The sequence below is a fragment of the Reichenbachiella sp. genome, from assembly GCF_965233835.1.
Classification (GTDB): Bacteria; Bacteroidota; Bacteroidia; order Cytophagales; family Cyclobacteriaceae; genus Reichenbachiella.
The window spans coordinates 1584940-1607351 of the sequence record NZ_OZ247585.1 but is presented as its reverse complement, the minus strand read 5'-3'; the positions used below and the strand labels follow the sequence as shown (position 1 = coordinate 1607351).

General features: G+C 39.9%; 31 protein-coding genes. 2 read left to right on the top strand and 29 right to left on the bottom strand.

What is annotated here, in order from left to right; translation table 11 throughout:
- Positions 1–24 precede the first annotated feature (24 nt).
- The 5 genes from ACO6S2_RS07020 to ACO6S2_RS07000 form a co-directional block, all read right to left on the bottom strand.
- Entirely contained in the window at positions 25–507 is a 483-nt protein-coding gene (locus tag ACO6S2_RS07020) for a DUF962 domain-containing protein (protein ID WP_422361785.1), read from the bottom strand.
- Positions 508–589: 82 nt separating this feature from the next.
- Positions 590–1771, bottom strand: coding sequence for a hypothetical protein (locus tag ACO6S2_RS07015; protein ID WP_422361784.1), 1182 nt, complete (start codon positions 1769–1771; stop codon positions 590–592).
- The gene (locus tag ACO6S2_RS07010) at positions 1761–2921 is read right to left on the bottom strand and encodes a hypothetical protein (protein WP_422361783.1); all 1161 of its coding nucleotides are present in this window, start codon (positions 2919–2921) and stop codon (positions 1761–1763) included. Before ACO6S2_RS07010 ends, ACO6S2_RS07015 begins: the two co-directional genes overlap by 11 nt.
- A 10-nt stretch (positions 2922–2931) precedes the next feature.
- Positions 2932–3816, bottom strand: a complete 885-nt coding sequence (locus ACO6S2_RS07005) for a hypothetical protein (protein ID WP_422361782.1) — start codon at positions 3814–3816, stop codon at positions 2932–2934.
- A 4-nt stretch (positions 3817–3820) separates the two neighbouring features.
- Positions 3821–5824 (bottom strand): Vps62-related protein, encoded by a 2004-nt coding sequence (locus ACO6S2_RS07000; RefSeq protein ID WP_422361781.1) that lies wholly within the window; start codon positions 5822–5824, stop codon positions 3821–3823.
- Between the two features lie 340 nt (positions 5825–6164).
- Between ACO6S2_RS07000 and lysS the strand changes: the two genes are divergently transcribed.
- Both lysS and ACO6S2_RS06990 read left to right on the top strand, forming a co-directional pair.
- Positions 6165–7904: a lysine--tRNA ligase gene (gene lysS / locus ACO6S2_RS06995; protein WP_422361780.1), complete on the top strand. Its 1740-nt coding sequence runs from the start codon at positions 6165–6167 to the stop codon at positions 7902–7904.
- 216 nt (positions 7905–8120) lie between these two features.
- Positions 8121–9143 carry a lipase/acyltransferase domain-containing protein gene (locus ACO6S2_RS06990; RefSeq protein ID WP_422361779.1) on the top strand — a complete coding sequence of 341 codons (1023 nt, stop codon included), beginning with the start codon at positions 8121–8123 and terminating at the stop codon, positions 9141–9143.
- Positions 9144–9324: 181 nt separating this feature from the next.
- On the opposite strand, the gene eno is transcribed toward ACO6S2_RS06990, so the two are convergent.
- The 24 genes from eno to rpsC all read right to left on the bottom strand — a co-directional run bounded on the left by eno (position 9325) and on the right by rpsC (position 22411).
- Positions 9325–10602 carry a phosphopyruvate hydratase gene (gene eno / locus ACO6S2_RS06985; RefSeq protein ID WP_422361778.1) on the bottom strand — a complete coding sequence of 426 codons (1278 nt, stop codon included), beginning with the start codon at positions 10600–10602 and terminating at the stop codon, positions 9325–9327.
- Positions 10599–11711, bottom strand: coding sequence for a glutamine-hydrolyzing carbamoyl-phosphate synthase small subunit (carA, locus tag ACO6S2_RS06980; protein WP_422361777.1), 1113 nt, complete (start codon positions 11709–11711; stop codon positions 10599–10601). Before carA ends, eno begins: the two co-directional genes overlap by 4 nt.
- 118 nt (positions 11712–11829) lie before the next feature.
- Positions 11830–12438: a 50S ribosomal protein L17 gene (rplQ, locus tag ACO6S2_RS06975; protein ID WP_422361776.1), complete on the bottom strand. Its 609-nt coding sequence runs from the start codon at positions 12436–12438 to the stop codon at positions 11830–11832.
- Between the two features lie 2 nt (positions 12439–12440).
- Positions 12441–13430: a DNA-directed RNA polymerase subunit alpha gene (locus ACO6S2_RS06970; RefSeq protein ID WP_422361775.1), complete on the bottom strand. Its 990-nt coding sequence runs from the start codon at positions 13428–13430 to the stop codon at positions 12441–12443.
- Between the two features lie 35 nt (positions 13431–13465).
- The gene (rpsD, locus tag ACO6S2_RS06965) at positions 13466–14071 is read right to left on the bottom strand and encodes a 30S ribosomal protein S4 (RefSeq protein WP_422361774.1); all 606 of its coding nucleotides are present in this window, start codon (positions 14069–14071) and stop codon (positions 13466–13468) included.
- Between the two features lie 23 nt (positions 14072–14094).
- Positions 14095–14487, bottom strand: coding sequence for a 30S ribosomal protein S11 (gene rpsK / locus ACO6S2_RS06960; RefSeq protein ID WP_084373637.1), 393 nt, complete (start codon positions 14485–14487; stop codon positions 14095–14097).
- A 9-nt stretch (positions 14488–14496) separates the two neighbouring features.
- Positions 14497–14874, bottom strand: coding sequence for a 30S ribosomal protein S13 (rpsM, locus tag ACO6S2_RS06955; RefSeq protein WP_084373636.1), 378 nt, complete (start codon positions 14872–14874; stop codon positions 14497–14499).
- Positions 14875–14876: 2 nt separating this feature from the next.
- On the bottom strand, positions 14877–14993 hold the full coding sequence (gene ykgO / locus ACO6S2_RS06950; RefSeq protein ID WP_073122828.1) for a type B 50S ribosomal protein L36: 117 nt from the start codon (positions 14991–14993) through the stop codon (positions 14877–14879).
- Between the two features lie 67 nt (positions 14994–15060).
- On the bottom strand, positions 15061–15279 hold the full coding sequence (infA, locus tag ACO6S2_RS06945; protein ID WP_073122829.1) for a translation initiation factor IF-1: 219 nt from the start codon (positions 15277–15279) through the stop codon (positions 15061–15063).
- Positions 15280–15292: 13 nt separating this feature from the next.
- A complete protein-coding gene (gene secY / locus ACO6S2_RS06940; protein WP_084373635.1) occupies positions 15293–16612 on the bottom strand; it encodes a preprotein translocase subunit SecY in 1320 nt (439 codons plus the stop codon).
- A gap of 3 nt (positions 16613–16615) precedes the next feature.
- Positions 16616–17062, bottom strand: coding sequence for a 50S ribosomal protein L15 (gene rplO, locus ACO6S2_RS06935; RefSeq protein WP_422361773.1), 447 nt, complete (start codon positions 17060–17062; stop codon positions 16616–16618).
- Between the two features lie 28 nt (positions 17063–17090).
- Positions 17091–17270, bottom strand: a complete 180-nt coding sequence (gene rpmD, locus ACO6S2_RS06930) for a 50S ribosomal protein L30 (protein WP_422361772.1) — start codon at positions 17268–17270, stop codon at positions 17091–17093.
- A gap of 4 nt (positions 17271–17274) precedes the next feature.
- Complete coding sequence (rpsE, locus tag ACO6S2_RS06925; RefSeq protein ID WP_422361771.1) at positions 17275–17793, bottom strand: 30S ribosomal protein S5; 519 nt, start codon at positions 17791–17793, stop codon at positions 17275–17277.
- Between the two features lie 7 nt (positions 17794–17800).
- A complete protein-coding gene (gene rplR / locus ACO6S2_RS06920) occupies positions 17801–18148 on the bottom strand; it encodes a 50S ribosomal protein L18 (protein ID WP_422361770.1) in 348 nt (115 codons plus the stop codon).
- Positions 18149–18156: 8 nt separating this feature from the next.
- The gene (rplF, locus tag ACO6S2_RS06915) at positions 18157–18708 is read right to left on the bottom strand and encodes a 50S ribosomal protein L6 (protein WP_422361769.1); all 552 of its coding nucleotides are present in this window, start codon (positions 18706–18708) and stop codon (positions 18157–18159) included.
- A gap of 10 nt (positions 18709–18718) precedes the next feature.
- A complete protein-coding gene (rpsH, locus tag ACO6S2_RS06910; RefSeq protein ID WP_422361768.1) occupies positions 18719–19114 on the bottom strand; it encodes a 30S ribosomal protein S8 in 396 nt (131 codons plus the stop codon).
- A gap of 75 nt (positions 19115–19189) precedes the next feature.
- Positions 19190–19459, bottom strand: coding sequence for a 30S ribosomal protein S14 (gene rpsN, locus ACO6S2_RS06905; protein WP_318172859.1), 270 nt, complete (start codon positions 19457–19459; stop codon positions 19190–19192).
- A 1-nt stretch (position 19460) separates the two neighbouring features.
- Positions 19461–20018 (bottom strand): 50S ribosomal protein L5, encoded by a 558-nt coding sequence (gene rplE / locus ACO6S2_RS06900; protein ID WP_422361767.1) that lies wholly within the window; start codon positions 20016–20018, stop codon positions 19461–19463.
- Positions 20011–20334 carry a 50S ribosomal protein L24 gene (gene rplX, locus ACO6S2_RS06895; protein ID WP_318172861.1) on the bottom strand — a complete coding sequence of 108 codons (324 nt, stop codon included), beginning with the start codon at positions 20332–20334 and terminating at the stop codon, positions 20011–20013. The genes rplE and rplX overlap by 8 nt, the downstream gene beginning before the upstream one ends.
- Before the next feature lie 29 nt (positions 20335–20363).
- The gene (gene rplN, locus ACO6S2_RS06890) at positions 20364–20732 is read right to left on the bottom strand and encodes a 50S ribosomal protein L14 (protein ID WP_084373625.1); all 369 of its coding nucleotides are present in this window, start codon (positions 20730–20732) and stop codon (positions 20364–20366) included.
- A 3-nt stretch (positions 20733–20735) separates the two neighbouring features.
- Positions 20736–20993: a 30S ribosomal protein S17 gene (gene rpsQ / locus ACO6S2_RS06885; protein ID WP_318172863.1), complete on the bottom strand. Its 258-nt coding sequence runs from the start codon at positions 20991–20993 to the stop codon at positions 20736–20738.
- An 11-nt stretch (positions 20994–21004) separates the two neighbouring features.
- A complete protein-coding gene (gene rpmC, locus ACO6S2_RS06880) occupies positions 21005–21202 on the bottom strand; it encodes a 50S ribosomal protein L29 (protein WP_084374008.1) in 198 nt (65 codons plus the stop codon).
- A 21-nt stretch (positions 21203–21223) separates the two neighbouring features.
- Positions 21224–21649: a 50S ribosomal protein L16 gene (gene rplP / locus ACO6S2_RS06875; protein WP_420581853.1), complete on the bottom strand. Its 426-nt coding sequence runs from the start codon at positions 21647–21649 to the stop codon at positions 21224–21226.
- A 33-nt stretch (positions 21650–21682) separates the two neighbouring features.
- Positions 21683–22411 carry a 30S ribosomal protein S3 gene (gene rpsC, locus ACO6S2_RS06870; RefSeq protein ID WP_422361766.1) on the bottom strand — a complete coding sequence of 243 codons (729 nt, stop codon included), beginning with the start codon at positions 22409–22411 and terminating at the stop codon, positions 21683–21685.
- Between the last annotated feature and the right edge of the window lies 1 nt (position 22412).

Sequence of the window (22412 nt, the reverse complement as noted above, 5' to 3'; positions counted from 1 at the left end):
ACGGTTTATAAATCAGGGTTGACCTTAATAAGGCAACCCTATTTTTTTGTAAATGAAATGCATCAACCAGGCGGGGCCTACTAATAGAAACTGAACGTCTTTTAGAAAAGAAGGCTTCTTGCCTTCCACATTGTGACCATAAAATTGTCCGACCCAGGCAATGACAAACACTGCAATACTTACTTGCCAAACAGGAGCAATACCCAGTTGTTCCACAAACAAAGTCAGATACAAAAAGCCCATGACGGCTACGGCCATGCCCACAAACAATGAAAAAGATAAAGTGAAATAGTACATCAATACAGCCATCAAAACGATAGTTGCCCAATTCAAAAAAGGGCTATGTGTTTTTGAAAAAACAACGACTAGCCAATCATTTGGTATAGACCAAAATAAACCGACGATACTCCAGAAAATTGCTGGTACGCAGATCCAGTGAATTAATTTGTTGGTGGGATTTTGATGGCTCTCGCCATACTCAGAAAGAAGCTGGTCAATTTTTCTCATGGGCTTGGTGTTTAATTGTTCTATAATATTAACCAAAAAAATGACAAACTACCTTCTCAACAGGACTACCTAAGAAATCAACCTACTCTTCCATCAACTGGTCAATCTGCTGTTTCATCTCAATGATCTGATCATTTTGCTTTTGCAATTGGGTATTCTGCTCAATCAAATGCAAAGTCAGCTCCTCAACCTTTTGCAGCAATTTGATGTTCATTTCAGCCAAGTGTATTCCTTCAGACTCCATTTCTTTGGCTGAAGCGATTTCCGGCAAATGCTTGTTTTCTCTCACATATTGATCCAATTCCTCTAGAGAAGTAAGTTCATAATCTTCTTCAAAAACAAAATCGGCTCCAGCATCTACGGATACTTTCACTTCCTGTGAGTGTATTTTTCCAGCTACAGTGAGTTTTGAGTCAGGGTCAGTAGTACCGATGCCCACATTGCCATTGTATTTAATTACAAATTCAGGGTCTGAAACCAAATCCCAACTCTTACCTTCATTTACTTTTATGCCAAATCCTCTTGAACCTCCGGTTTGAATTAAACCAATCCCTTCAGTTGAACCAATTAAGCCCGTCTTCAAACCAAACCTAACACCATTTGTACTATTTTTTCTGATTTGTATATACGAATTTGAATAGGCGCCTGATCCAATATTCAACGCATTATTATCACTATTAACATCAATCGTACCATTACTTACTTGTAAACTATTATTCACATTAAGTTGCCCCCCTACTTGTGTCATTCCTCCCTCTGCATTTAGAGTAAGCGTTGAAATGGAACCGTTATTCCTAGCCATTATTTCATTGTTATCAATTGTCAAATTGATATTTGATACATTCCCGATTGTTAATGCTCCATCCATAGATGCCGAAGCATCAAGTTCATGACTTATATAAGCTTTACCACTAGGAATGATCAAAAATTCTGGGTTTACAACATCTTGCCAGGAGCCCACCTCATTGACTTTTACCCCAAACCCACGAGAACCACCGGTTTGAATCAGTCCAATTCCACCACTTATATTTGTATTAAGCCCAATTCTCACACCATATGGACTGTTTTTTCTAAACTGAATAAACGAGTTTCCAAAACTCGTTGACCCTATAGTGAGTGCTTTACCCTGATCATTTATCCAAACAGACTCACTAGTTGATTCTACCAGTAGATCAGGAACCGACAACGTCTGTCCATAAGTTAGTTGAAAACAACCAATGGCAAATACAACTGTTCCAATGATTTTCATCTTATCAATTCTCATCTGATTGGCTTTTTAAAGTTTTTTCTAAAAATTTGATTCTTTTATTTTGTTCAATCAAATGCAAAGTCAGCTCTTCAATCTTCTGTAGCAATTTGATATTCATTTCAGCCAAGTGGATACCTTCAGACTCCATTTCTTTGGCTGAAGCGATTTCAGGGAGGTGCTTATTTGTTTTCACATATTGACCTAATTCCTCTAAAGAGGTCAGTTCATAATCTTCTTCGAAGACAAAATCGGCTCCGGCATCCACGGAGACTTTTACTTCTTGTGAGTGAATTTTACCAGCTACTGTGAGTTTTGAGTCTGGACTGGTGGTGCCGATACCGACATTGCCGCTATTCCTTATCACAAAAAGTTCATTTCCGTTGTAATAAGCATTCATCAAATCGAAGTTATGCCCTCCATTTTTCTGATTAAATTTCACGCCACTTTCTGATACGCCTGCATCTGTAAATGTAAACTCCACCTGATGGTCAGTAAAATTATTTCCCGATTGCACTCCAGTGATCAGTAAACCATTATATCCGGCATTTATATGCAGTTTTTGGCTTGGATTTGCAACACCTATTCCAAGATTACCAGAGTTTCGAATCACAAAGAGTTCATTCCCGTTGTAGTAAGCATTCATCAAATCGAAATTAAGTCCACCATTCTTTTTATTGAATTTCACACCACTCTCTAAGACTCCGGAGTCAGTAAACGTAAATTCTACTTGATGATCAGTAAAATTTACACCACCTTGAGTCCCATTAACCAACAGACCATTGTACCCAGCATTGATATGCAATTTTTGGCTTGGGTTTGACGTACCTATGCCTACATTGCCATCGGCATCAATCCTGAACCTTTCATAGGTGCCAGATGCATTCCTAAGGCTAATGGCAAAATCACCGTATCTACCTCCCCAACTATTGTTTAAACTAATTCTACCAACTCTGGGATTAGAATCGGCTTCATAGGACAAAACAAGTCCCGAATTCTGAGCTGCCGTAGCTGCCAACATTAACGAGGTGGTTCCTGACCACCCACTAGTTGAAGTAGTATTTCTTAGTAGTGCGTAACCTGTTTCATCAAGGATATGAGCTTGTTGAGAATAGGCCTGCAAATTCGTAATTATCAATACAATTAAAGTGAATACATTATTTTTCATGACGCTTTTTTTACTTCTGACTTTCCAACACATCTATTCTATTTGCTTGCAAAAGCAATCTTCTGTTTTGCTCTTCTATTCTCTTATTTTGTTTAATCAAATGCAAAGTCAGCTCCTCAACTTTCTGAAGCAATTTGATATTCATCTCTGCCAGGTGAATGCCTTCAGACTCCATTTCTTTGGCTGAAGCGATTTCAGGGAGATGTTTGTTTTCTTTTACATATTGATCCAACTCTTCGAGAGAAGTAAGTTCATAGTCCTCTTCAAAAACAAAATCGGCTCCGGCACCTACGGATACTTTAACCTCTTGAGAGTGCACTAAACCACCAACTGTAATTCCAGATGAATTAACTCTGACAATCTCCGTAACTGTTCCTGCTTTATTGGTGTGAAAAGTAAAAGCGCCAGATCCACTGGCCAATTTAAATGCAAAATTATGAGCCTCGTTATCACCATTGAATCCAATATTAGCTGCTCCATCCCAACCGTTTGAGCCTCTTCTAAAATGTATAACTCCAGATTTTCCTTTTCGCCCAATAGCAATAGGCCCATTTACATCTAACAAATAAGAGGGGTTAGAAATGCCTATTCCAACGAAGCCATTATTTGCTATTCTCAGTTGCTCTTCAACACCTCCATCATTCGTGTGAAAAGTGAAATAGCCACTACCTGAGTTAACCTTTAGAGCAAAGTTATTATCTTCTGCAGAGCCTGAAGTTACATTCAAAAAACCAATGTTAGCTGCAGCATCCCAGCCCGTACCACGCTCGAAATTAGCCTGTGAGGTATAGGTTGGGTTTTGACTTAATTGAGCAATGACTGAGACGGAAGACAGAACTAATAATGCCGAAAGTAAAAATGATTTTAACAAGGTTTTACAATTTGAAAAATTCATAGGGCTAGTTTTTTAAGATTTTACTTTCGAAAACAGGTACATCAGCCTGATAAACTCGTATGAGGTAGAGCCCCTTTTCCTGACTAGACAGATCCAAATCCAAATAAGGGCTTTCCAGTCTGTCAAAGCTGAAAGAATCTACCATCCTTCCTGAGTAGTCCATTACTTCCGTACGAATGTTAGTAAGAGGTTCTCGATTTGACACTAGACCAATTTGAACTTGTCCCGTAGTAGGATTGGGGAAGAGCTGGTAATTGGTGAGAAGGATGGGATTGGGTTCTGTGGTTACAGATACCGAATCTGACATTTGCTCCTCTTGTGTTCGCAAGAACGGATCCGTACAGCTGTTATCCATAGTGCCAGATGCGCTCTTTTCATAACTTCCACAGGTATTGTGAACATTGGCATAAACCGTATAACCTCCACCTCCAGGCTGGGCAGTCAGCGCTGCTTTATGTACATTTCTTTCACCTGGAGGAGGTAAATCTGCAGCTCCAGCAATCGACCAATCAACTGAAGTAACATCAAATGCTCCATTATACATAATAGAAGCATCGGCTGAACAGGTAAACTCATGATCTAAGTCTAATGTAAAGGCTTCAGAAGATGGCGGACCAAACCATACATTTTTCTTTAGATTTTGGTACTTAACATCAAAACCTCCAGGGTACTTTAGGATTGCATTGGCTTTAATTTGTCCGCTAGAATTATAGCTACTAGACTTGGCTCGCGTAGTAAGTACAGGATTTGTGCTTGACTCAACAGTAAAGTGATCTTTTGCCGTCCAATTGACTTCATAGGGCACATGAACCAGGAGACTAAAATCATAGTCCACATTATAGCAAATACTTTTTTCTCCTATGATTACTGATTCGGGATAATAAGCAATTTGGTCTGGGATATAGTCAAAGTCATAATAAGTAACCATGCCTCTCCACTTCTCTCTATGTTTCTTAGGCATGATTGGGCCATCCTTTCCAACCCTACCATTAAAATTGATCCAATTGGGTTTTGTCGGTACAACTCCAGAATTTAATATACTAAGTTTATCAGGCGCTGGGTATTCAGGGTAATTAGAATAAGCGTTACCTAATTCAATTATTTCATAATTATCCCAACAATCAAACCAATCTCCTCCATTATTTGTTGGGTCGTATACTTTGTGTTGCCAACCTGTATCATTATATAATGCGTGAGATTCATTTGCTGAGTACAATACTGGATGTGTTCCCTGATTATCTATAGTCTGGGTGATATGATTATACATTTGAACATCGTCAGGGTTATAAACATTATAAGTCTCATGTTCTGACGTTATAACTTTTTTCAGGCTGCCATCACGAGCAACAATAACTTTCACATATTCCCAATCACCTTCATGAGAAAAAGAATTACCACCATTCTGATCTCCGTTCCATGGATAAAACAACCAGTATTGAATTTCTATATCATCATTTAAATGAGGTAGGCTTTGATAGTACGCCCTCTGAATATGTACATAGCAAAGGGCAGAATCAATGTACCCATATTTTGCCTCATTTATCTTTTTTGTAAGCTTATACTCTTCTCCAAGACTGTAGTTTTGAATATTTTCATCTGATATATTTAACTGAATATCCGTAAAGAACAAACCGTTTTGTTTTACAATTTTCGCACGTTTTAGAAACCAATCCATGGATGCCATATGATAGTTTTCCTGCGAATAATGTCTAATCTGGGGCGCATGCTTCCTGACCAACTCCTCCAAAGCGGGTCTGGTTTGACTACAGTTTAAGCTGGGTTGTATACTAAAACCAGGTTTGGCTACAAAACCATCTTTCATGGTAACTGAACCATCCTCTGCATAGTGATAAGCTGCGTCATAGGTTGAGGTGAGTTCCGTACCATCTTTGAACAATCTACGTTGTCCACAAGGAAGCTCATTCGCAAATGAAAATTGAGAAAGAAGCATACCGATTAGGCATACCAATACCTTGGTGGAAAGATTAGGCCGATAAATCAAATGCATATTGGAAATGTTTAAGTTATTATCGAGTTATAGATTAATTATCTAATTAATCACTCTGAAAATGCTGGACGGCTAAAGTAAATGATTTTTATTCTGATCACAATTTTATTGATATTCATGCTATCATTTAATACGACCTGAGCAATAGAAGAATGAAGGAAAAACACAACCTTCAATATTTTACCAAACACACCATCCAATTGCATAAAGATTTATCGGCTTCAGTAGACCGCCTCTGGTTGAAGGACAAAATAATAATGTTGTATCAAAAACATCCCCTCCCAATACTTCACCAATCGTCTATTTTACCTTACTTTTGCGGCTTCTAAAAAATTACAAAATGATTCTAAGCGAACAGGAAATTAACAGACGCCAGATCAGAGAAAAGTTGATCGAATCTGGCATCGAGCCGTATCCATCTGACACTTTCGAAGTGAACGTGACCACTAAAGACATTCACGAAAACTACGAAAAACGAAAGACGGACTATAAGGCCATTTCTATCGCAGGACGATTGATGTCCAGAAGAATCATGGGGTCCGCTTCTTTTGCCGAAATTCAAGACTCAACGGGTAGAATTCAGATCTACCTAAGGAGAGACGATATCTGCCCTGGTGAAGACAAAAGTCATTACAACAATATCTTCAAAAAGATGATGGACATTGGTGACATCATTGGGATCAAAGGTTATGTATTCACAACAGAAGTTGGGGAGATTTCTATACATGTGACGGATTTGAAATTGTTAACCAAATCGTTGAAGCCGCTACCAATCGTAAAAGAAGCGAAAGACGAAGAGGGTAACATGAAGACGTACGACGCATTCACCGATCCGGAATTAAGATACCGCCAGCGATATGTGGATTTAATCGTGAACCCTGAAGTACGAGACACTTTTGTAAAGCGTACCCAGTTGGTGAATTCCATGCGAAACTTCCTAGCTGAAAAAGGCTACTTAGAAGTAGAAACACCAATTCTTCAGCCCTTGTATGGAGGGGCCGCCGCCCGTCCATTCAAAACGCATCACAATACGCTAGACATGACTTTGTACTTGCGTATCGCCAATGAGCTGTATCTGAAAAGGTTGATCGTAGGTGGATACGATGGTGTTTTTGAATTCTCGAAAGACTTTAGAAACGAAGGTATGTCTCGTTTCCACAATCCAGAATTCACACAAGTGGAGCTCTACGTAGCCTACAAAGACTACGAATGGATGATGGATCTCACTGAGGCCATGGTAGAGAAAGTAGCTATGGACTTGCATGGCACCACGGAAGTTCAGGTAGGAGAAAATGTAATCAACTTCCAGAGACCCTGGAAGCGATACACCATGTTTGAGGCTATTGAGCATTTTACTGGCGTGGATATCTCAGAAATGGGAGAAGACGAGCTGAGAGCTACTGCAGAAAAGCTTGATGTACCTACGGACCCATCCATGGGTAAGGCGAAATTGATTGACGAAATATTTGGAGAGAAGTGTGAAGGACAATTGATCCAACCTACTTTCATTACTGATTACCCTGTGGAAATGTCTCCGCTAGCTAAGAAGCACAAAAGCAAACCAGGGTTGGTTGAAAGATTTGAAGCGGTGGCCAATGGTAAGGAAATTTGTAATGCGTTCTCTGAGCTGAACGATCCAATCGATCAAAGAAAAAGATTTGAAGAGCAACTCGAGCTTGGCAAACGTGGTGATGACGAAGCTATGGTACTCGATGAAGACTTCTTGAGAGCGCTTGAATATGGCATGCCTCCTACTGCAGGATTAGGTGTAGGAATCGATCGTCTGACGATGATGATGACCAATTCAAATTCAATCCAAGACGTACTGTTCTTCCCTCAAATGAAACCTGAGAAGAAGATTGAAGCCTTGACTTCTGGCCAGTACGAAGAGTTGGGTGTAGCGAATGAGTTGATCCCTATCCTGCAAAAGCTGGGCATGGTGACCAAAGAACAATTCGCTGAAGCCAAAGACAGTAAGCTATTTAATGATGTATGTGGTACACGTAAGAAATTGAAGTTAAAAGAGGTGAAAAATCCTTCGCTTGAAGATGTACAAGGGTGGATTGAAAAAGCCAGTTGATTTACGAGTTACGGATAGAAGTTAATGTCATTTCGAACGAGTCGACTCGTAAGAGGCAAAGAGAGAAATCTTATTGAAATTATATTTTGTAATAATGTTCAAAAAGATTTCTCTTCCAGTTTCTATCGAAATCGAAATGATAAATATATAAGCCAGCTTCATCATAATATCTTATTTTAGTGACACGTTAACCTTCAACTACATACGTGTCAATTTATGCCAAAAGAATCATTGCTCAAGAATCTATTCAAGGTCAAAAGACGAACCCTCGTCATCGGCATTCATGGCCTGAGCAATAAGCCGCCGAAGAAGCTTCTCACTCATTGGTGGCGACGATCCATTGAAGAAGGTCTATCAAAAATTGAAGGCAGTCCTACCAAATTCGATTTCAAGATGCTTTACTGGGCGGATTTGCTATATCCCACTCCACTTAGCCTAAATGTCAAAGATGAGGATGACCCATTACACATTGATGAACCGTATATTTCGGAAAAGCAATTGAAAGTGAAGGCCAAAAGAGGCCTTGTTCAATTATTTAAAAATTTGATTCAGTACATCAAGGAGATTGTTTTCCTTAGCAAAATCGGATTGAATAAATTCAGAAAGCCGTTCGATGCCATCGTGAAAATCGGATTCCGAGACCTCGATATATACTACAATGAGGAAGTGCCTAAAAACGAGCAAATGTTCGAAGACTACTTTCGGAACAAAGTGAGAAGCCGATTGATCAAGCTACTCCTCAAAAACAAAAGAAAGGATATTCTAATCGTTGCCCACTCTATGGGATCCATTATCACCTACGATGTACTACTTTCTCTAAAGCATCGAGTGAAAATAAAATATTTCATTGCACTTGGGTCGCCCATGGGCTTGCCTTTGATTAGAGAAAACATCATGAAAGACCATCACCTGCCTTTTGAAGAAGGTGAAGAAGCCTTTCCACCTACTCCCGAAGGAGTTGAAAATTGGTATAGCTTCTGCGACAAAGAAGACAACATCGGTGCCCATTACAATCTGGCTGACTACTATGTAGAAAATGTACGTGGCGTGAAGCCCATAGGCAAGTTTGTAGAAAACAACTACAAGGAGTGGAAAACGGACAACGCACACAAATCATTCGGCTACCTGAGATGCATCGAAATGGCTGAGGTGGTAAATGACTTTCTACTAGAAGGTCGTTCTTCTCTCTTGGCTAAAGGCAAACAGTTGTTTAAAAGGAAGGGACGAGAGCAGGTTTGATAACACCACGTCACTTCGAACTCCAGTGAGAAGTCCCATTCGGGCTGCATTGCCGATGGAAATATCTCCTTACAGTTGATATAACGAACAAAAAAACCGCAAGAATAATCCTTGCGGTTTCTGATATTTATTCAAACGGATCGCCGAATAAACCGGCGATGACGCTCAATATTCTATAAAATTAAGCCTGTGGGAAACGCGCAGTTTCGCCTAACTCTTCTTCGATTCTCAATAACTGATTGTACTTCGCCATTCTATCCGAACGAGACAAAGAACCGGTTTTGATCTGACCAGCGTTTGTCGCTACAGCGATGTCTGCGATAGTCGCATCTTCAGTCTCCCCTGATCTGTGAGAAATCACAGCCGTGAAGCCGGCTTTGTGCGCCAATTCGATAGCATCCAAGGTTTCAGACAACGTCCCGATTTGGTTTACTTTGATCAAGATAGAGTTAGCAGACTTTTCTTCGATTCCTCTTTGCAAGAACTTCACGTTCGTTACGAAAAGGTCATCTCCAACTAATTGACACTTATCACCGATTTTTTCAGTCAAAAGCGCCCAAGTAGACCAATCCTCTTCAGCACATCCATCTTCGATAGAATCGATAGGATATTTGTTTACCAACTCAGCCAAGTAAGCTACTTGCTCTTCAGCATTTCTCTTCTTACCGTTAGGTCCTTCGAACTTAGAGTAGTCATACTTACCATCTACAAAGAACTCAGAAGACGCACAGTCTAGTGCGATAGTGATGTCTTTGCCAGGCTCGTATCCTGCAGCTTTCACTGCGCTCAACACGCTCTCCAAAGCTTCTTCAGTACCACCTGTGAATGCAGGAGCAAATCCTCCTTCGTCACCTACAGCAGTACTCAAACCTTTGTCGTGTAAAATTTTCTTCAAGGCGTGGAAAGTCTCCGCTCCCATTCTCATAGCCTCAGAGAAAGTCTCTGCGCCTACTGGACGAATCATGAATTCCTGAAATGCAATCGTTGCATCAGAGTGAGATCCACCGTTGATGATGTTCATCATTGGCACTGGCAACGTGTGTGCGTTGGTTCCACCGATATATCTGAACAATGGCAATCCAAGTTCCTCAGCTGCAGCTCTGGCCACCGCTAGAGAAACGCCCAAGATAGCGTTAGCTCCAAGCTTAGATTTAGTCTCAGTACCGTCCAACTGAATCATCAACTGATCGATATACTTTTGATCAAAAACAGACAAGCCAATCAATTCTTCCTGAATGATGTCGTTTACGTTGTCTACAGCTTTCAACACCCCTTTGCCCAGGTATTTGCCTTTGTCGCCGTCTCTTAATTCTACTGCTTCGTTTACACCAGTAGAAGCCCCTGAAGGAACTGCCGCCCTACCCAATACGCCACTTTCAGTAACTACATCTACCTCGATGGTTGGATTTCCTCTTGAATCAAGTATTTGCCTAGCAAATACGCTTTCTATCAAACTCATTTTTTCTTGTGTTTATTTATTAATTGAATGAAGTCATCGAACAGGTATCTCGAATCGTGTGGTCCCGGAGAAGCCTCTGGGTGGTGCTGTACAGAAAATACAGGCTTGTCCTTTACACGAATACCAGCTACCGTGTTATCATTCAAGTTAATGTGTGTCAATTCTAAAGTTTCGGATTGCTCTACAGAGTCTCTGTCTACCGCAAATCCATGGTTTTGTGAAGTCACTTCACTTCTACCAGTAATCAAGTTCTTAACTGGGTGGTTGAGCCCTCTGTGCCCGTGGTGCATTTTGAAAGTGGTTGCTCCATTGGCCAATGCGATCACCTGATGTCCTAAACAAATACCAAATAGCGGTTTGCCTTCTTCCATAATTCGTTTGGCTGTTTCTATTGCATAACCCATTTCGGCTGGATCACCTGGGCCATTCGACAAGAAGTAGCCATCCGGATTGTATGCCTTCAAATCTTCGAAAGAAGTCTCTGCAGGAAATACCTTGCACTGAACGCCTCTATCAGTTAGATTAGTTAGGATGGATTTTTTAACTCCAATATCCAATACTGCTACTTTCAGCTCAGCACTCTCATCACCCAACAGGTAAGGTTCTTTGGTAGTTACCTTTGTAGCCAACTCTAGATGATTCATACTTGGTACTTTGTCCAGCTCTCCCTTGAGCTTCTCAATCTCTGAGATATCCGAAGAAATGATGGCATTCATGGCACCTTCACTTCGAAGACTCTTCACTACCTTTCTTGTATCTAGGTCAGCAATACCAACAATATTATGCTTTTTCAAATACTCATCTAAGGAAGCGTCTGCCTCGAAGCGGCTGTGCATTTCAGAAAAGTCGTTGATCACTAATCCTTTGATCTTTGGCCCATCCGATTCTTGCTCTCTGTCTACAGCCCCGTAGTTTCCAATATGAGAATTCGTATTCACTACAATCTGTCCGTAGTAAGATGGATCTGTGTAAACCTCCTGGTAGCCTGTCATACCTGTATTAAAACAGATTTCCCCACCACTTGTGCCCTCGCTTCCAATTGATGTACCTTCAAACCATTGGCCGTCCGCCAGTAACAAATAAGCTTTTTTCTTTTCCTGTATTTTCATATTTCGTTTGGTGCAAACTCTGGGCTAAAATCAGCGCAAATTTTATGATTTTTTAGACATAAAAAAAGCCATCCCGAAACTAATCGAGATGGCTAATATTTTAATGGAACAATATCACTTATTCCTTATCTTCTTTCTTTTCTGCATCGTCCGCAGACTCTTCCTTAGCGTCAGCTTCTGGTGCCTCAGGAGCAGCTTCAGCTTTCACTTCTTCAGTAGCCTCAGTAGCTGGTGCTTCTTCCACCTTAGCATCTTCTACAACTGCCTCAGTAGCTTCTACAGCAGGAGTAGCTTTCTCAGCACTTCCCTTACCTCTTCTACTTCTTCTAGTCTTAGCTTTTGCTGGTGCCGCATCTTTCAACATCAATTCGTTGTAATCAACCAACTCCATAATGCACATTTCAGCGTTATCACCTAATCTAGCACCTGTTTTCAAGATTCTAGTATATCCTCCCGGTCTGTTAGCTACTTTTTCCGCTACTTCACCGAAAAGGGTAGTTACAGATTCTTTGTTTTGCAAGTAAGAGAAAGCTACTCTTCGAGAGTGTGTCGTATCGTCCTTTGCTCTTGTGATCAAAGGCTCAACATATTTTCTCAAAGCTTTTGCTTTAGCTACAGTTGTAGTAATTCTTTTATGCAAAATCAAAGAAGAAGCCATATTGGACAACATTGCATTTCTGTGCGATGCTGTTCTGCTCAAATGATTAAATTTCTTCCCGTGTCTCATTTTTACTCTTCGTCTAATTTATACTTTGACAAATCCATGCCAAAAGTAAGGTTCTTGTCTGCTACCAATTGCTCCAACTCAGCCAAAGATTTCTTACCGAAGTTTCTAAACTTCATCATGTCTGAAATCTCCAATCTTACCAAGTCACCTAGTGATCTCACGTCAGCAGCTTTCAAACAGTTGTAAGCTCTTACTGAAAGATCTAGATCGTTAAGATTAGTCTTAAGCAATTTTCTCATGTGTAGTAATTCCTCATCTACAGCTTCTGGCTCGCCCGCATCGTGCGTATCGAGTATCATCGTCTGATCTGAGAATAACATAAAGTGCTGTATCAAAATGTTAGCTGCACCTTTCAAAGCATTCTCCGGGTGGATAGATCCGTCTGTTTCTATGTCCAATATCAATTGCTCATAGTCAGTCTTTTGCTCTACCCTTGTATTCTCTACAGAATATTTTACATTCTTGATAGGAGTAAAGATGGCATCAATCGGAATAAATCCGAAGATTTGCTCTGCTGGTTTGTTCTCCTCAGCAGTTACATAACCTCTACCCTTCTCAATAGTCAATTCTATTTCGAACTTCACTTTTTCATCCAAGTGAGCAATCACGTGATCTGGGTTCAATACTTCAAATGCTGAAGTAGCTCCTCCTATATCACTTCCTTTGAATTCTTTTTGTCCTGATACGCTAACAACAATTTTGCTTTCAGCCACATCAGCAATCTTTTTGAATCTCACCATTTTGAGGTTCAAGATGATCTCTGACAAATCTTCTACAATGCCTTCCATTGTAGAAAACTCATGCAATACTCCAGGAACTTTGATACCAGTGATGGCATATCCCTCCAGTGAAGACAATAAAATTCTTCGCAATGCATTACCGACGGTAACACCGTAGCCTTGCTCTAGTGGTTTGAAAGTAAATAAGCCATGAAAGTCATCAGCCTTCTCCATCACCACCTTTTCAGGCATTTGAAATGCTAGTATTGACATAGTTAATTCTTTAATATAAAATTTATGGAAATTTATTATTTAGAGTACAATTCAACGATCAATTGCTCTTTGACAGTTTCAGGAATCTCTTCCCTAGTTGGCAACACAGCGAATTTTCCCGTCAATTGGCTAGAATCCCATTCCAACCATGGATATTTGCTCACTACTCCTCTTGACAAACTCTCAGTAATCGACTGAAGTGATTTTGACTTCTCTCTCACAGCAACCAAATCTCCTACTTTCAATGAAAAAGATGGAATATTTACCAACTCGCCATTGACCAATACGTGCTTGTGTAAGACAAGTTGTCTAGCCGCACTTCTCGTAGGAGCAAGTCCTAGTCTGAATACTACGTTATCCAATCTTGACTCCAATAGCTGAAGTAATACTTCACCAGTAATACCACCTTTCTTAGAAGCTTTCTCGAACAAGTTAGAGAATTGCTTTTCTAGCAATCCGTAAGTGTACTTTGCTTTTTGCTTCTCAGCAAGCTGGATGGCATATTCAGAAGGCTTTCTTCTTCTACCACGGCCGTGCTGTCCCGGAGGATACGCCTTTTTTTGCAAAGTCTTGTCTGGGCCGAAGATAGGGTCGTTAAACCTTCTAGCTATTTTCGTCTTGGGTCCGGTATATCTTGCCATTTTATATTAATTCTATAATATTATTAAACTCTTCTTCTCTTAGGTGGTCGACATCCGTTGTGAGGAAGCGGCGTAACATCTTTAATCATTGTTACTTCGATACCCACATTTTGGATAGTTCTAATGGCAGACTCTCTACCCGCACCTGGTCCTTTTACAAAAACCTCTACTTTTCTCAAGCCCTGATCGTATGCGGCTTGCGCACAATCTTGAGCTGCTACCTGAGCTGCATATGGGGTGTTCTTTTTAGAACCTTTGAATCCCATTTTACCTGCAGATGCCCAAGACACTACCTGACCAGTCAAATTGGTCATAGATATAATTATATTGTTAAACGAAGCTTTGATGTGTGCCTGGCCTATTGGCTCAACCACCACTACTCTTTTTCTTCCTTTATCTTTTCTTTTTTGTGCCATCGTCAATTATTATTTAGTAGCCTTCTTTTTGTTGGCAACAGTCTTTCTCTTTCCTTTTCTAGTTCTAGCGTTGTTCTTAGTGTGCTGACCTCTTACTGGAAGACCTTTTCTGTGTCTCAATCCACGGTAACAACCAATGTCTAACAATCGCTTGATGTTCAATTGAACCTCAGACTTTAGTACACCTTCAACTTTGAAGTTTTCACTGATAAGCGTTCTTACTGCACCCGCTTCTTCATCACTCCAATCATCAACTTTCTTGCTCCAGTCTATGCCTGCTTCAGACAAAATCTTTTGTGCCGAACTACGGCCCAAACCAAAAATATAGGTAAGAGAAATCTCACCTCTTTTGTTTCCTGGAATATCTACTCCTGCAATTCTAGCCATAATTATCCTTGTCTTTGCTTGAACCTAGGGTTCTTCTTGTTGATTACGTAAACTTTACCGTTTCGGCGGATGACTTTGCAGTCTGCGCTTCTCTTCTTTACGGATGCTTTAACTTTCATTTTTCTACTATTTAAACCTACACATCCTGACGTGAATAAATTTCCTATCAGGACATATCAGCGATTTTTATTTATAACGATAAACAATTCTTCCTTTAGACAAGTCGTAGGGAGACATTTCCATTTTCACTTTATCACCAGGTAAGATTTTAATGTAGTGCATTCTCATCTTTCCTGAGATATGAGCGATTACTTCGTGCCCATTTTCCAATTCAACTCGAAACATTGCGTTAGACAATGCTTCTTTGATTGTACCGTCTTGTTCTATTGAAGCCTGTTTTGCCATTCTTAATTTAAAATTATGCTACTGCTATATTTTGAGATCTACCTTTCAACTTACCAGACTTCATCATGCCTTCGTAGTGTCTCATCAATAAGTAACTCTCAATTTGCTGCAAGGTATCCAAAATCACACCCACCATAATGAGTAATGAAGTACCTCCAAAAAACTGAGCAAAGTTTGTATTAACACCAGCCATTTGAGCGAATGCTGGCATGATAGCCACAACTGCTAGGAATAAAGATCCTGGAAATGTAACTCTCGTTAATACGGTATCGATAAACTCAGAAGTTGCTTTGCCTGGTTTAACACCTGGAATGAAACCTCCATTTCTTTTCATGTCATCAGCGATCTGATTCGGGTTGACCGAGATAGCTGTATAAAAGAAAGTAAACAACATGATCATGATTGCGAATGTCAAGTTGTATTCCCAAGACTGAAAGTTTGAAAAAGTAGTTGCTACATACTGTGCAACATCACTTGACTCAGCGAAGTATCCGCCTACCATAGAAGGCAAGAACATCAACGACTGAGCAAAAATAATTGGCATTACGCCTGCTGAATTTACTTTCAAAGGAATGTACTGTCTTTGGCCTCCGTATACTTTGTTACCAACCACTTGCTTGGCATATTGTACCGGAATTCTTCTCACTGCCTGAGTCAACAATACCACTGCCATTACTACAAAGAACAATGCTAAAATCTCAAGCAAGAAAAAAAGCGCTTCGCTCATTCCTCTAGTCACCGCTTCCTGCATCAAACTACCTGGAAATCTTGAAATGATACCAATCATGATCAACATGGAGATACCGTTTCCAATTCCTTTATCAGTAATTCTTTCACCCAACCACATACAGAAGATAGTACCTGCCGTAAGGATTGTCAATGAAGAAAGTGTGAACAAAAATTTATTTTCTAGTACAATCGCATCTGCAGGAATGGCTCCCGCTAAGTAAGCACTACCTTGAGCGAAAGTGATCGCTATTGTAAGTACTCTAGTAATTTGATTGATTTTCTTTCTACCACTGTCTCCTTCTTTCTGTAATTTTTGGAAATAAGGAACAGCCATAGTCAATAGCTGGATAACAATTGAAGCTGAGATATAAGGCATAATACCTAAACCAAAGATAGACGCATTACTAAATGCGCCTCCTAGCATGGTATCTAATATACCTAATATACCTGCAACGTTGTCGTCTAATTTAGAAGGATCTATACCAGGAAGAACAACAAACGAACCCAGTCTAAAGATGATTAAAAAACCGACTGTATTCAGTATTCTGACCCTTAGATCTTCAATGGTAAATATGTTCCGTATGGTACTAAAAAACTTCTTCATAGATTACAATGCTGTTGCTTTGCCCCCTGCTTTTTCAATAGCAGCGATAGCAGATTTAGAGAAATAATGAACAGTTACGTCCAACTTAGCCTTAAGCTCTCCTCTACCCAATACTTTAACTATATCGTTTTTAGCTGCTAAGCCATTCTCTACCAATGTTTCAACAGTGATAGTAGAAGCTTTAGTTTTTTCAGCTAGTGCCTGAAGTACGTCCAAGTTGATTGGCTTAGTTTCTACTCTGTTAGGACTAGTAAAACCAAACTTAGGTACACGCTTATATAAAGGCATCTGTCCACCTTCAAAACCAAGTTTTCTAGAATATCCTGATCTAGATTTGGCTCCTTTGTGACCTCTTGTAGATGTTCCACCTCTTCCAGAACCTTGACCTCTACCAATTCTCTTGTTAGATTTTACAGATCCTTCTGCAGGTCGTAATGTATTTAATTTCATCTTTCTATGATTTCAGAAAATTCTAAAATTATTTATTCTCAACAGAAACCAGGTGATTGATCTTCTTGATCATTCCCGCAATCTGTGGCGTCAATTCTTTTTCAACAGATCTGTTGATTTTACCCAATCCCAGTGCTTTAATAGTAAGCTTCTGATCGTTAGGTCTCTTTATGACGCTTCTTTTTTGTGTAATAACTACCTTGGCCATCTTCTTATCCGTTAAAAACTTTTGACAATTCAACACCTCTTTGACGAGCAACCGCATAAGGATCTCTCATTTGGCTCAATGCATCGAAAGTAGCTTTTACCACATTGTGAGGGTTTGAAGAACCTTTAGACTTAGCTAGTACATCGTGCACACCAGCACTCTCCAATACCGCACGCATCGCACCACCGGCAATTACTCCAGTACCCGTTGCAGCTGGCTTCAACAATACGTGTCCGCCACCAAACTTACCAACAGCATCGTGAGGTACAGTTCCTTTGAATACTGGTACTCTTACCAAATTTTTCTTAGCGTCGTCGATACCTTTAGTGATAGAGTCAGTTACTTCATTGGCTTTACCTAATCCGTATCCTACTACACCATTTCCGTCACCCACAACTACGATTGCAGAGAAACTGAATCTTCTACCACCTTTTACAACTTTAGCAACTCTTTTGATAGCAACTACTTTCTCAGTTAATTCGATTTCGCTTGCTTTGATTGCTCTTATATTTTGCTTAGACATAACTCAATTAAAATTTAAGGCCTCCTTCTCTAGCACCATCTGCTAAAGCTTTTACTTTTCCATGATAAGGATATCCACCTCTATCGAATACTACAGCTGAAATTCCAGTACCTGTAGCTTTCTCTGCAAGCTTCTTCCCTACTTCTTTAGAAACCTCAATGTTGACATTGTTTTTTCCAATCTCAGCAGATGACGTAGCTGTCAATGTGTGACCACTCACATCATCAATCAATTGAACGTATATGCCTTTATTGCTTTTGAAAACAGACAATCTTGGTCTTTCAGCAGTACCAGTAATCTTATTTCTGATACCTTTTCTGATTCTTAGCCTTCTTTGTTCTTTAGTAATCGCCATGTCTCCTATTATTTAGCAGCAGTTTTACCAGCTTTTCTTCTAATAATTTCACCAACAAATCTGATACCTTTTCCTTTGTAAGGTTCGATTTTTCTCAGGGATCTGATCTTAGCACTCACTTCACCTACCAACTCTTTGTCAGGAGATTCCAATGTAACTATTGGGTTCTTACCTTTTTGAGTTTCAGCTGCTACTTTCACTTCTTTAGGGATTTCCATAAAGATATTGTGCGAGTATCCTAAGTTCAATTCAAGAATTTGACCTTGAGTAGAAGCTTTATAACCTACACCTACAAGTTCCAATTCTTTCTTATATCCTTCACTAGCACCCACTACCATATTGTTCAACAATGAACGATACAGACCATGAAGTGCTTTATGTCTCTTTTGATCGGTTGGTCTCTTTACTGTAAGTACACCATCCTCTAAGGCCAAAGTGAAATCTGTATCGATTTCTCTAGCCAAAGTTCCTTTTGATCCTTTTACTGTCACCGACCCACCGTTGATTGTTACCTCAACGCCAGATGGCACAGTAATCGGCTTGTTTCCTATTCTTGACATCTTATTCTAATTAATAAACGTAACACAATACTTCGCCGCCCACATTGTGCTGTCTGGCTTCTTTGTCAGTAATAACGCCTTTGGATGTAGACAAAATGGCTACTCCAAGACCGTTCAATACCCTGGGTAATGCGTCAGACTTGGCATATTTTCTTAGACCAGGCTTACTTATCCTTTCTAAGCATACAATCGCAGACTCCTTAGTCTCCGGATTGTACTTCAATGCAATTCTGATTTTCCCCTGGACACCATCCTCATCGAATTTGTAATTCTTAATGAATCCCTTGTCTTTCAACACTTTAGTGAGTTCCTTCTTCATGTTAGAAGCAGGAACCTCAACGATTCGATGATTTGCCTTGATGGCATTCCTCAATCTTGTTAAATAATCTGCTATCGGATCTGTCATTACAGTATACTTTTAACCCCCATTTCTTTACGGGGGTGCAAAGTTAGTTAATATTTTATATTTTAAAAACTCTTTTTACCAGCTTGCTTTAGTCACACCTGGAATTTTCCCATCGCTAGCCATCTCTCTGAATGTAACCCTAGAAATACCGAATTTTCTCATGTATCCCTTTGGTCTGCCGGTAAGCTTACATCTGTTGTGAAGTCTAACTTTAGAAGAGTTTCGAGGAAGTTTGTCTAAACCTTCGTAGTCGCCAGCTGCTTTCAATTCAGCTCTTTTAGCGGCATACTTAGCTACCAATCTTTCTCTTTTTCTTTCTCTGGCTTTTATCGCTTCTCTTGCCATATCAATTATTATTTTTCTTTACGAAAGGCATTCCGAACGCCTTAAGTAGTTCATAACTTTCTTCGTCAGTCTGAGCAGATGTCACAAAAGTGATATCCATTCCAGAAATCTTGTTCACTTTATCGATACTGATTTCAGGGAAAATGATTTGCTCCTTTACACCCAAAGTGTAATTTCCACGTCCATCAAAACCCTTATCTTTGATACCTCTAAAGTCTCTTACTCGAGGAAGTGCTACAGTCATCAAACGATCCAAGAATTCGTACATCTTCTCTCCTCTTAATGTTACTCTAGCTCCGATTGGCATTCCTTCTCTCAATTTAAAGTTAGAGATTGAAGTCTTTGCCAAAGTAGGTACAGCTTTCTGTCCAGTAATTTGAGTCAATTCCTCAACACCAGCGTCTACCAACTTCTTATCAGATACAGCTGCTCCGATTCCTTTGTTTACAGAGATCTTCTCTAGTTTAGGAACCATCATTACAGATTTGTACTGGAATTTCTCTTTAAGAGCAGGTACTACGTCCTTCTCGTAAATATCTTTTAATCTTGGATTAGCCATTTTTGATTACCTCCCCTGTTTTCTTTGAAAATCTTTGCAATTTGCCGTTTTCGTCTAGCTTTCTGCCAATTTTGGTTGCTTCGCCAGTCGCAGCATCTACGAGCATCAAGTTGCTCATGTGTATAGATGCCTCTACTTTCTTAATACCACCTTCAGGGCTTTCAGCTGACGGCTTGGTGTGTTTAGTCACCATATTCAAGCCTTCTACGATTGCTCTATATTTTGAAGGAAATACCTCAAGAACAGCTCCTGTTTTTCCTTTCGAGTTTCCTGAAAGTACTTTAACGGTGTCTCCTTTTTTGATGTGAAATTTCATGATCTAAATTTTTCTACGCTATGATAAAATTACAGCACCTCTGGAGCCAATGAAACAATTTTCATAAACTGCTTTTCTCTAAGCTCTCTTGCTACAGGTCCGAAGATACGAGTACCTCTTGGCTCACCACTTTCTGCCAACAATACTGCTGCATTGTCTTCGAATCTGATGTAAGAGCCATCCTTTCTTCTTACCTCCTTCTTAGTTCTTACTACTACTGCTTTTGAAACAGTACCTTTTTTAAGATTGGAAGAAGAAATGGCTGACTTTACTGTTACAACAATTTTGTCACCAACAGAAGCATATCTCTTACCGGTTCCTCCTAATACACGAATACATAGTACTTCTTTAGCACCGCTGTTATCCGCTACACTTAGTCTTGATTCTTGTTGTACCATCTCTTATTTAGCTCTTTCAATTATTTCAACCAATCTCCACCTTTTGTTCTTAGACAAAGGTCTTGTTTCCATGATCTTTACAGTATCACCGATACCACAATCATTATTCTCATCATGAGCAGCAAATTTCTTTGTCTTGATCATGAATTTTCCGTACATCGGGTGCTTTACTTTACGCAACACCTCTACAGTGATAGTTTTCGACATTTTGTCGCTTACCACTTTTCCGATACGTTCTTTTCTTAAATTTCTGGCTTCCATCTCGAACTAACTTATTGTTGGGCGATTTGTTTAGCCCTGATTTCAGTACTTAACCTTGCTACCAATTTCTTCGCCTCTTTCAATCTCATAGGATTTTCGATTGGCGTGATAGCATGCGCAAATTTCAACTTTGCGTAATTTTCTTTCTCAGCTACAAGCTTGCCTTTCAATTCATCAAGCGATAAGCCTTTGATTTCAGAATTTTTCATAATTTCCTCTATTTATAGGTATTACCCTTGTGCTTGAAAATCTCTTCTAACAGTAAACTTCGTTCTCAGCGGCAACTTCTGCTGCGCCAATCTCAAAGCCTCCTGAGCTAACTCTTTGCTTACACCTGCTGCCTCGAATAAAATGGTTCCAGGCTTAACAACTGCTACCCAATATTCTGGCGCACCCTTACCTTTACCCATCCTTACTTCAGCAGGCTTCTTTGTTACTGGCTTGTCTGGAAAAATTCTAATCCAAACTTGTCCTTCCCTTTTCATCGCTCTGGTCATGGCAATCCTGGCAGCCTCTATTTGGCGACTAGTAATCCAACCTGGCTCTAGGGACTTAATTCCAAAAGTACCGAAGGCTAAAGTATGACCTCGCTGTGCAAGTCCTTTTACTCTACCTTTTTGCTTTTTTCTGAACTTCGTTCTTTTCGGTTGTAACATCTCTTAAATATTTTATTCCTCTAGAGTGAGGGATTATTGTCTTCTTTTTCTTCTTGGACCTTCATTGCCACCTCTTGGACCACGGCCTCCACCGCCACCTTGGTTGCCCATACCTACGTTAGGAGAAAGATCTCTCTTGCCGTAAACTTCACCTTTGAAGATCCATACTTTGATACCAATCTTACCATAAATGGTATGCGCTTCAGAAATTTGATAGTCGATATCAGCTCTCAAAGTATGCAAAGGAATTCTACCTTCTTTGTATTGCTCAGTTCTCGCCATCTCAGCACCGCCCAATCGGCCAGCTACTTTGATTTTGATACCCTGCGCTCCTACTCGCATAGAAGAAGCGATCGCTTGCTTCATAGCTCTTCTGTAAGAGATTCTAGCTTTCAATTGCTGAGCAATAGACTCACCAACCAATGCCGCATCCAATTCAGGTCTCTTGATTTCGAAGATGTTGATTTGCAAATCCTTTCCAGTAAATGCTTTCAACTCTTCTTTGATTTTATCAACTTCAGATCCTCCTTTTCCAATCACAACACCCGGACGAGCAGTGTGAATAGTCAAAGTGATTCTTTTAATGGTTCTTTCTACTACAATCTTAGAAATACCTCCTTTAGGAATTCTGGCCTTGATATACTTTCTGATTTTGGTATCTTCTACCAATTTGTCAGGAAAGGTCTTGCCACCGTACCAGTTGGAATCCCAACCTTTAACAATTCCTAATCTTAGTCCTGTAGGGTTTACCTTCTGTCCCATC

Coding starts and splice junctions, on each gene's coding strand:
- ACO6S2_RS07010 (WP_422361783.1), bottom strand. CDS start 2,921: ATGAAAAATAATGTATTCACTTTAATTGTATTGATAATTACGAATTTG.
- rplP (WP_420581853.1), bottom strand. CDS start 21,649: ATGTTACAACCGAAAAGAACGAAGTTCAGAAAAAAGCAAAAAGGTAGA.
- rpsN (WP_318172859.1), bottom strand. CDS start 19,459: ATGGCAAGAGAAGCGATAAAAGCCAGAGAAAGAAAAAGAGAAAGATTG.
- lysS (WP_422361780.1), top strand. CDS start 6,165: ATGATTCTAAGCGAACAGGAAATTAACAGACGCCAGATCAGAGAAAAG.
- rplR (WP_422361770.1), bottom strand. CDS start 18,148: ATGGCGATTACTAAAGAACAAAGAAGGCTAAGAATCAGAAAAGGTATC.
- ykgO (WP_073122828.1), bottom strand. CDS start 14,993: ATGAAAGTTAAAGCATCCGTAAAGAAGAGAAGCGCAGACTGCAAAGTC.
- rplE (WP_422361767.1), bottom strand. CDS start 20,018: ATGGCTAATCCAAGATTAAAAGATATTTACGAGAAGGACGTAGTACCT.
- ACO6S2_RS06970 (WP_422361775.1), bottom strand. CDS start 13,430: ATGTCAATACTAGCATTTCAAATGCCTGAAAAGGTGGTGATGGAGAAG.
- rpsE (WP_422361771.1), bottom strand. CDS start 17,793: ATGTCTAAGCAAAATATAAGAGCAATCAAAGCAAGCGAAATCGAATTA.
- rplX (WP_318172861.1), bottom strand. CDS start 20,334: ATGAAATTTCACATCAAAAAAGGAGACACCGTTAAAGTACTTTCAGGA.
- rpsH (WP_422361768.1), bottom strand. CDS start 19,114: ATGACAGATCCGATAGCAGATTATTTAACAAGATTGAGGAATGCCATC.
- infA (WP_073122829.1), bottom strand. CDS start 15,279: ATGGCAAAACAGGCTTCAATAGAACAAGACGGTACAATCAAAGAAGCA.
- rpsD (WP_422361774.1), bottom strand. CDS start 14,071: ATGGCAAGATATACCGGACCCAAGACGAAAATAGCTAGAAGGTTTAAC.
- carA (WP_422361777.1), bottom strand. CDS start 11,711: ATGAAAATACAGGAAAAGAAAAAAGCTTATTTGTTACTGGCGGACGGC.
- rpsC (WP_422361766.1), bottom strand. CDS start 22,411: ATGGGACAGAAGGTAAACCCTACAGGACTAAGATTAGGAATTGTTAAA.
- rpsK (WP_084373637.1), bottom strand. CDS start 14,487: ATGGCACAAAAAAGAAAAGATAAAGGAAGAAAAAGAGTAGTGGTGGTT.
- secY (WP_084373635.1), bottom strand. CDS start 16,612: ATGAAGAAGTTTTTTAGTACCATACGGAACATATTTACCATTGAAGAT.
- ACO6S2_RS07005 (WP_422361782.1), bottom strand. CDS start 3,816: ATGAATTTTTCAAATTGTAAAACCTTGTTAAAATCATTTTTACTTTCG.
- rpmD (WP_422361772.1), bottom strand. CDS start 17,270: ATGGCCAAGGTAGTTATTACACAAAAAAGAAGCGTCATAAAGAGACCT.
- ACO6S2_RS06990 (WP_422361779.1), top strand. CDS start 8,121: ATGCCAAAAGAATCATTGCTCAAGAATCTATTCAAGGTCAAAAGACGA.
- rplN (WP_084373625.1), bottom strand. CDS start 20,732: ATGGTACAACAAGAATCAAGACTAAGTGTAGCGGATAACAGCGGTGCT.
- ACO6S2_RS07000 (WP_422361781.1), bottom strand. CDS start 5,824: ATGCATTTGATTTATCGGCCTAATCTTTCCACCAAGGTATTGGTATGC.
- ACO6S2_RS07020 (WP_422361785.1), bottom strand. CDS start 507: ATGAGAAAAATTGACCAGCTTCTTTCTGAGTATGGCGAGAGCCATCAA.
- eno (WP_422361778.1), bottom strand. CDS start 10,602: ATGAGTTTGATAGAAAGCGTATTTGCTAGGCAAATACTTGATTCAAGA.
- rpsM (WP_084373636.1), bottom strand. CDS start 14,874: ATGGCTAGAATTGCAGGAGTAGATATTCCAGGAAACAAAAGAGGTGAG.
- rpsQ (WP_318172863.1), bottom strand. CDS start 20,993: ATGGAAGCCAGAAATTTAAGAAAAGAACGTATCGGAAAAGTGGTAAGC.
- rplO (WP_422361773.1), bottom strand. CDS start 17,062: ATGAAATTAAATACATTACGACCTGCAGAAGGATCTGTAAAATCTAAC.
- rpmC (WP_084374008.1), bottom strand. CDS start 21,202: ATGAAAAATTCTGAAATCAAAGGCTTATCGCTTGATGAATTGAAAGGC.
- ACO6S2_RS07015 (WP_422361784.1), bottom strand. CDS start 1,771: ATGAGAATTGATAAGATGAAAATCATTGGAACAGTTGTATTTGCCATT.
- rplQ (WP_422361776.1), bottom strand. CDS start 12,438: ATGAGACACGGGAAGAAATTTAATCATTTGAGCAGAACAGCATCGCAC.
- rplF (WP_422361769.1), bottom strand. CDS start 18,708: ATGTCAAGAATAGGAAACAAGCCGATTACTGTGCCATCTGGCGTTGAG.